Annotated in this window: 10 protein-coding genes; 1 reads left to right on the top strand and 9 read right to left on the bottom strand. The window is 36.5% G+C overall.

The features are described from left to right. Positions 1 to 84 precede the first annotated feature (84 nt). The 9 genes from JWG44_RS09720 to JWG44_RS09760 all read right to left on the bottom strand — a co-directional run bounded on the left by JWG44_RS09720 (position 85) and on the right by JWG44_RS09760 (position 6,925). Positions 85 to 477: a type II toxin-antitoxin system death-on-curing family toxin gene (locus JWG44_RS09720; protein WP_205274761.1), complete on the bottom strand. Its 393-nt coding sequence runs from the start codon at positions 475 to 477 to the stop codon at positions 85 to 87. Next, positions 474 to 713, bottom strand: coding sequence for an AbrB/MazE/SpoVT family DNA-binding domain-containing protein (locus JWG44_RS09725; protein ID WP_205274770.1), 240 nt, complete (start codon positions 711 to 713; stop codon positions 474 to 476). Before JWG44_RS09725 ends, JWG44_RS09720 begins: the two co-directional genes overlap by 4 nt. A 384-nt stretch (positions 714 to 1,097) precedes the next feature. Further along, a complete protein-coding gene (locus tag JWG44_RS09730) occupies positions 1,098 to 2,036 on the bottom strand; it encodes a restriction endonuclease (protein ID WP_205274762.1) in 939 nt (312 codons plus the stop codon). Between the two features lie 244 nt (positions 2,037 to 2,280). Continuing rightward, positions 2,281 to 2,838 (bottom strand): SH3 domain-containing protein, encoded by a 558-nt coding sequence (locus JWG44_RS09735; RefSeq protein ID WP_205274763.1) that lies wholly within the window; start codon positions 2,836 to 2,838, stop codon positions 2,281 to 2,283. A 209-nt stretch (positions 2,839 to 3,047) separates the two neighbouring features. Further along, the gene (locus tag JWG44_RS09740) at positions 3,048 to 3,323 is read right to left on the bottom strand and encodes a type II toxin-antitoxin system RelE family toxin (RefSeq protein WP_205274764.1); all 276 of its coding nucleotides are present in this window, start codon (positions 3,321 to 3,323) and stop codon (positions 3,048 to 3,050) included. Further along, positions 3,313 to 3,555, bottom strand: coding sequence for a type II toxin-antitoxin system TacA family antitoxin (locus tag JWG44_RS09745; RefSeq protein ID WP_205274765.1), 243 nt, complete (start codon positions 3,553 to 3,555; stop codon positions 3,313 to 3,315). Before JWG44_RS09745 ends, JWG44_RS09740 begins: the two co-directional genes overlap by 11 nt. 785 nt (positions 3,556 to 4,340) lie before the next feature. Further along, positions 4,341 to 5,048, bottom strand: a complete 708-nt coding sequence (locus JWG44_RS09750; protein WP_205274766.1) for a reverse transcriptase domain-containing protein — start codon at positions 5,046 to 5,048, stop codon at positions 4,341 to 4,343. A 189-nt stretch (positions 5,049 to 5,237) separates the two neighbouring features. Then, positions 5,238 to 6,524, bottom strand: a complete 1,287-nt coding sequence (locus JWG44_RS09755) for a phosphoribosyltransferase-like protein (protein ID WP_205274767.1) — start codon at positions 6,522 to 6,524, stop codon at positions 5,238 to 5,240. A gap of 182 nt (positions 6,525 to 6,706) precedes the next feature. After that, a complete protein-coding gene (locus tag JWG44_RS09760; protein WP_205274768.1) occupies positions 6,707 to 6,925 on the bottom strand; it encodes a helix-turn-helix domain-containing protein in 219 nt (72 codons plus the stop codon). Between the two features lie 94 nt (positions 6,926 to 7,019). Between JWG44_RS09760 and JWG44_RS09765 the strand changes: the two genes are divergently transcribed. Beyond that, complete coding sequence (locus JWG44_RS09765; protein WP_205274769.1) at positions 7,020 to 7,433, top strand: helix-turn-helix transcriptional regulator; 414 nt, start codon at positions 7,020 to 7,022, stop codon at positions 7,431 to 7,433. Positions 7,434 to 7,435 lie beyond the last annotated feature (2 nt).

The following is a 7,435-nucleotide window of genomic DNA, read 5'->3' on the forward strand; positions in this document are numbered from 1 at the left end:
ATGTGGCTTTAGCCCGAAGTGAGCGCGAGCGGGAACCGTGAGTCGCGAACGAAGTGAGAAGCCGAAGTTAGACGACGTCGAGCGTTAACGAGAAACCGAACTATCCTTTAACCATACGGATAATGTATTTTCATTTAAGGATCCATCTGCGACGCGAAGCATTATTGAAACAACCTCTTCCTCCGCTACTTCTATTTTGTAACCATTCAATCCTAAAAATACATACATCAATTGAAAAGATATCCGCTTATTGCCGTCTAAAAATGGATGATTCTTTGCAACACCTAAACCTAATGAAGCGGCTAATTCAAAGATAGTCGCTTTTTTATCATAGGACCACTTATTCTTAGGTCTATCAAGTGCCGATTCAAGAAGCCCCACGTCTCTGATCCCGTATAATCCGCCATGTTGTTTTATTTGATCCAAATGAATTGCTTCCGCAATTTTCTTACTTATCCATTTTGGTTCTTTTTTCATTTAGCCAATTCTTTCATGGCATTTCGATATTTCTTAGAACCTTCTTGATAAATATCCATTGCTGATTCAAAATCAGGATCATATGGAGAAAGTAAAATACCATCTTCTGTTTCCAAAAGAAACACTGTATCACCTTCGTGAAAATTGTATTTTTCCAAAAGAACCTTCGGTATTGTCGCGCCCGCTGAATTACCAATTGCCCGAATTGTCGTTTTTTTAACTGCAGGATTATCCATAGTTATAACATTAGTGACAACGCGTGAGCTTGCAAGTATTTTTTTAAACAATATCTCATTAAACATCAATGACCCTTCCCCGAATAAGTGGAACAGACTCAGTTTTAAATATGAACAAAATGATTTAAAAATTTTAAGCGATGCTACATGAAAAGCTACCAAGTGCAAGATTGCAATAGCTCGATGTCGTCTAACGAAAGAGGCTTCTCGACGTTGCGTCCGCAAGCGCCTGTGCGCGACGCGGTTGGCACGAGGTTCGAGTGAGCCTTAGCGAACGTCTCGCGAACCGAAGTGACAAAGCAATGTGGCTTTAGCCCGGAGTGAGCGCGAGCGGGAACCGTGAGTCGCGAACGAAGTGAGAAGCCGAAGTTAGGCGAAGGCTCCTCATTCATTTTCGTCAAAATAATCTGAATCGATTTTCTTAATTGTATAATTTTTAGAAACAGATACACCAACGTCAAAATCAATCATAAGTTCAGAAAGTTTATTTCCATCTATTAAAACAATTTTGAAATCATTCGAGGTTCGTGCAAATTCAATTGCTTCCTTAGAAAATTTAGTCGTAGTAATAAAAATCCCTTTTTTTGCTCCTTGTCCATAAAGAGCTCCTACAAACTTTTGAATTTCTGGTCTCCCAACCGTTGAATCTTCCTTCCATCTTTTTGCTTGAATATATATTATATCGAGCCCTAGCCTATCTTCAAATATAGTACCATCGATACCTTCGTCATTTGAACTTTTTGTCCTCAATCCTGATTCAGATCGAGATCCGCCATAACCCATTTTAATTAAAAGATCTAAAACAATTTGCTCAAAAAAATACGGATTAACAGATTTTAATTTTGAATTTAATTCGTTAATTAACAGATTATGCAACGTCCGATATGAATTTTCGATGTTTTCTTCTGGCGTATATAGGTCTACAATTTCAGAAATTTGACTTTCCGTTTCCTCTGAAGACTCTTCTTTATTTTGATAACTATTCTTAAAACTAATATATTTCGGATATTGAAGTAGATCTCTAACCTTTATCTCTAAGGGATTTCTTTTAAGTAGCTCTAATCCATCTTTTGTAATTTTGACATGTGCTTTCTTTGTAGATTCAAGTAGGCCTGCTTCTAATAGATATTTCTTAGCCCAATGAGATCGATTGTCCATTACCCTAATTTTTCCATTGCTTGGCTGAAAAATATTTAAGTCTTCTTCCGTAAGTTTAAAATATTTATATAAATTATTTATTACTTCTCTTACATTAAATTCTTTTCCATCGGATATCTGCTTTAGATATGGAAGCATCATTGTTTGATAATCAGGTATTGACATTGTTTTCCTTATTATTTGGAGCTTTCGCCTAACGAAAGAGGCTTCTCGACGTTGCGGCCGCAAGCGCTTGTGCGCGACGCGGTTGGCACGAGGTTCGAGGCGCATTAGCGCCGTCTCGCGAACCGAAGTGACAAAGCAATGTGGCTTTAGCCCGGAGTGAGCGCGAGCGGGAACCGTGAGTCGCGAACGGAGTGAGAAGCCGAAGTTAGACGACGTCCAATAGTTTAGTATCTAAGGTAAATATTCAATTCGGGGAACATTCATTGGAATATCGTTTAGAAATCTTCTGATATTCAGCGAGGTTATTAAAATATTCTCTTATTTCTTTATTAGTCATTGTCCAGCCATAATAAACCATTGTTGTTGGACCACCCGCTTCGCATTCTTCCCCACAATCGCAAGATGGATCATCATTCTTGCCTAAGCAATTCATTCCCTTCAATTGATTACAAAGTTTATAACAACAAGCACGCGCTTTTTCTATTGAAATATACTGCTTATCTTTAAATTCATATGGTTTCGTAAAGCTACTGAAGACGTAACCAGTTTTATTCGAATATAGTATCTTTAGCCATTTACCAATTAGATTCCCTATGATCTCATACTCTGATTGATAAGGGAGAAATTGAATTTCTGCTCCATTTTCAAATGTTAGAACTATTGAGGAATTAGTTGAAGGCTTTGACCTCATATTTACTTTCACACCATCGATTACTAATTTATTTTGAGAGTGCAAATTCGAAGTAACCGATATCACGGCAATAATCAGCGTCAAATAGAACATGGTTAATTTCAATTTCATATTGGATGTCGTCTAACGAAAGAGGCTTCTCGACGTTGCGTCCGCAAGCGCTTGTGCGCGACGCGGTTGGCACGAGGTTCGAGGCGCCTTAGCGCCGGCTTGCGAACCGAAGTGACAAAGCAATGTGGCTTTAGCCCGAAGTGAGCGCGAGCGGGAACCGTGAGTCGCGAACGGAGTGAGAAGCCGAAGTTAGACGATGCGACCGCATTTTACTTGTAGCTATCTTTTCTTTGATCCAGATCAACAAAAATAACTAATAGCTCATTATCCTTTATTAGATAAAACAATCTATATTTTCCAATTCGATATCTATAAAGTCCGTCAAAATCACCTTTAAGTTTCTTAATATTGGGTCCAAAGAATGGATTCTTTTTTAGAATTGGATAAACGTAATCCGAGAGTTTCTTTTGAAGCTGAGAAAATTGACGATCTTTTAGTTTACTTTGAAATAACTCCGTTTCTGCTATTTTATATTCAACGGACAACTTTGTATTTTCCCTGACCAGCTTCCTTTATGCCTTTCTTTAAAGATGATACAAGTTGTTTGTTAGAAAGGATTTCATCCATTTCTTCATCTGAAGCATAAAACTCGTTCGTTAAATATTGAATAGCTGCGTTTTCCACGAAATTCGAAATTGTTCGCCTTTCCCCTTCGGCGGCTTTTTTGAAAATATCGTAAATCGGATCATCAATTCTCAAAGTGATGGTTTTTGACATTACTTATTTACCTTCATTTTTATTCAAAATACAGCATTGTAATTCATTTGTCAAATCACTTTTAAAATCGATAAATATCATTCCTTTCTACCGTTTTATTTCGAAAGCACATCTTCTGCTAAGAAATTTGGCGGTCGTTTCGTCTAACGATAGATAATTGTCGAAGTTCCGCGAGTGCGAAGCTCTTGGCACGAGACTTGCCCTGCAAGGCGAGTGACAAAGCGGAATTTGGCGAAGCCCAAGCAAGGATCGCGTAGCGATCCCGAAGCGCCGCGACAATTTTTAGTTATCTGCTGTGCCGCGCCCCGAATGTCTAACCAGCGAAGCCACGGAAGGCGTAGCTGGTTAATTTTTAATTCTCATTCTTCCCCAATGATATTAATCAAAGATAATCTATTTTTACATTTGTATCCGAAATCCGGCTCAATCATTATTGCATAGTTTATTAAACCGAGCAAATGATCATGAAAAGATAGTGGATTTCTGAAACGTAAATGCATTGAATATTCTAATAAACCGAACTTTTCTACGCAGTATAAGTGTTTTTCTATTCTGTACTTGAATTCTTTTAAAAGCCTCGGCTCCGTCCCTTCCACATTTAAACCAAGCACTATCTTCTTCGATCCAGGGGGTAAAATTTTGGTTTTAGCAGTTTTTGGCCTAAACCCAAAGGAAAAGATTACCTGATAAATTTTTGAAACTAACCTTTTTGCATCATCTCGATTCTTGATTGTTAACGAAGACGAAAAGGTTAGATCGTCTGCGTATCGCGTATAAACAATACCTTACTCTGTCATCATTGTAGTGAATGTAGAATCCATTTCTCTACATACTATATTCGAGAGCATAGGGCTAGTACTTGCTCCCTGAGGTAAAGACCCTATAGCTTTGGAAAAATAACCAGGAATTGCCGTATAATTATTTATCTTGCTTACTTTCCAATACTTCGGATTAACTTTTCTATCACTTAAACGCGTACATATTCTAGCTAATTCGAGTGAAAGTAGTTTAGTATATCCTAAAGTATTGAATACTTTGAACACCTTTAGTTCAGAAATATTTTCAAAAAACTGTTGGATATCGACTTTAATAATCCATCGGGAGGCGCAGTGCTGACGACAACATTCGAATATCTTATTCCCTGGATGATAGGCATAACTTCTCGTATTCGGAACTATTTTAGACAAAATATGTTTAGTAATGAATTTCTGGGCTTGCGCAATAAAAGGAGATGGAACACAAATGTTGCGAACCCCTCCACTTCTTTTACGCATTTGGAATATCGAATATGGGTCTTCATATCTTTTAACAATTCTACGAAGATATTTGTAATTAGTTCCTGTTATCAGTGAAAAATGCTTTAAAGAATAAATTACTGGAAGATTGCCAGCCGTTAATCTCTCTGAATAAGCAATCGCCTTAGTTAAGCTTTCAGCGGAAAGACCTTTTGCCTTCGCTCTTTGAAAGAAAATGTGGGGGGAAATAAACTTCATTTACATATCCTTTGATGGCAACCAATGAATCGCCCGGCGTAGCCGGTCGATTCATACGGCCTTTGTCTTGCCGAAGGCCACGTAGGCATCGAAGACAAAGGCCGCATTAGTCGAAAGCGGACGATTTTTCAAAGATTCAGAATTTCTCTAAACCCCTCCAGACAAGCTGGATTCTGACTAAATAAAGTTTTATTGCCCCCCGAATGATTTTGGAATATAATTTATATAATTCTCGTAAGACTGATTAGATTCTGTATTTTTCTCTTTTCCTAATTTCCTTAAGGTATTTTTTCCAATAATAGTTAAATTATTATTTTCATCTATAAGTGATTTTCTTTTTAAAAACGAAAGGTTCTCTCTCATTTCATTCTGATCTAAGAGTAAGATATTTGAAAGCGATTCTATTCTTCGATATCCTTTCGAAATGGCGTCAAGTATTGCCAAAATTGTGAAATCCCTATTAGCATTTTTTTTATCAACGAAAATAATTATTCTTTTCCTAATCATATAAAAATAGGATTTAAATTTTTCCAAAAAGACTGGAGACTCGATATCAATAAAACTTTTTTTCAGATCGTGGGGAATGACCTGATTCGGAAATAATGCAGGAATTTGTTTATTTATTTTTTTAAAAAGAATACCAGGAAGATTATTGGGAACACTGTGCTCGAACACCAAAAGAACCTTACTATTTCGATAGCCTAAAGCAAAATCATGAAAGTTTTTAGAATATTTCTTACAAGTTTTTTCGATAAGCTGCTTTTGCTCTTTAGTTAAGCTAGTTATATTGTCAATAGTAGGACACTTAATGTCATATAAAATACGAATATTTGAATTAAGTGCTTTAATTCTTTGAAAGGCCTCTTCAGTAATTGAATAGCATACTAATGTGAAGTTTATATACTTAGAAGATTTCCAACTCTTAATTGTTGGATGCGCTATAACTTTATTATAGAAACTGATGAAGCGATCGCCGGATCCAACTAGATCGTCCAGGAAATACATATTGTGGACTGATAGTTTTTTCATTTTGTTTATTGTGGGATTGATGACGATTTCTTTTCTCCATTTACGGTGACAAGTAGTAATAAGATTGGCGAGGAGAGCTTCGCTCCCAATACCAGGATCTCTATAATTATTTGAATATTGAATTATTTCGGGTACTTTATCAGACGTAAGATGTAGTTTAATGTTTTGTTTCGATCTGGCTGAATAATTACTTGGAACACAAAAAATTGAACGTTTAGATGTTTTTATAACTGGCAGTATTACAATAGGAGTAAAATTGTTTTGACGCAAAAGTCTTTCTCTTTCGTTACTTAGAGTTGTATCAATGCTTCTCAGAAATTTACTCACAGGAACTAGTAAAAGTTGGGTCAGAAACAGTGTAATTATTTTCCTGTCTGCTTCGGCAAATTTTTCTACCCATTGTTGAACGTAAGGCTCTTCAGAAAATGAAAACTGCGCACTTTTCATCTGTTTACTTGAATATTATGTTTTTAGAATTTGCTATATCTATTTCTTTTTGCAAATTCAATATTGGAGACTATAGAGATTAAGCGCACCGAATGTCTAAACGGAGCAGCTGAATCCAATCCAAGGAGGCAAAGCCGTTTGAAAAACGTCAATAGAATTATAAGTTAAGCTTAATCACAAGTCTAAATATCTAACAAATCTGTTGGCTTAACTTTTAATCGCTTAGAAAGCTTGAAAATTGAGTTCGCGGTGAAATTAGCCCTACCGGCTTCAATATCTTGTAAAGTTCTTACAGGAACGGCGTAATCGCCTTCATCCATATTTTCTTGAGTAAGCCCTTTTTCTTTTCGTACTGCCTGAATATTCTTTCCGACTTTTAATAAAAATTCTTCAAAATCCACACACGGTATATTGCGGCAGAGTTGACAAAAAGTAAACGCGGTATACCGTGGGTCATATATTCTTTCGAGATTTCCGATCGCTAAAGGCTCATTTATGACGAGAAAATCCAAAAGCAAGTCTCAAAGTGCTACCTACAGACAAACCATAGAGAGAATTTCCGAAGAAGAAAAGAAGGCATTCTATCATCAACTAAAAGTGGCTAGAATAGAAGCAAATCTTACCCAAGCGCAAGTAGGTAAAATGATCAAAAAGAGCAGGAGTCAAGTTTCAAAAATAGAATCAGGTAAATGTAGGTTATATATGGATGAGTTTTTAAAGTTTATGAAGATTTATAAGAAATCTCCTTTTTTCTTTTACTCTGTATTTACTACTAATGAAGTAATTAAATCACCGAAGAGAGCCCGTGGAGTTACCCCCAAAAATCATACAGCGAATGTTAGCTCTTTTTCTATAAATTCTTTCGGCGACAACATTTGCAATCCCTTATGTGGTGCGAAGGAATTATAGTC

It is taken from the genome of Leptospira ainazelensis (genome assembly GCF_016918785.1).
Classification (GTDB): Bacteria; Spirochaetota; Leptospiria; order Leptospirales; family Leptospiraceae; genus Leptospira; species Leptospira ainazelensis.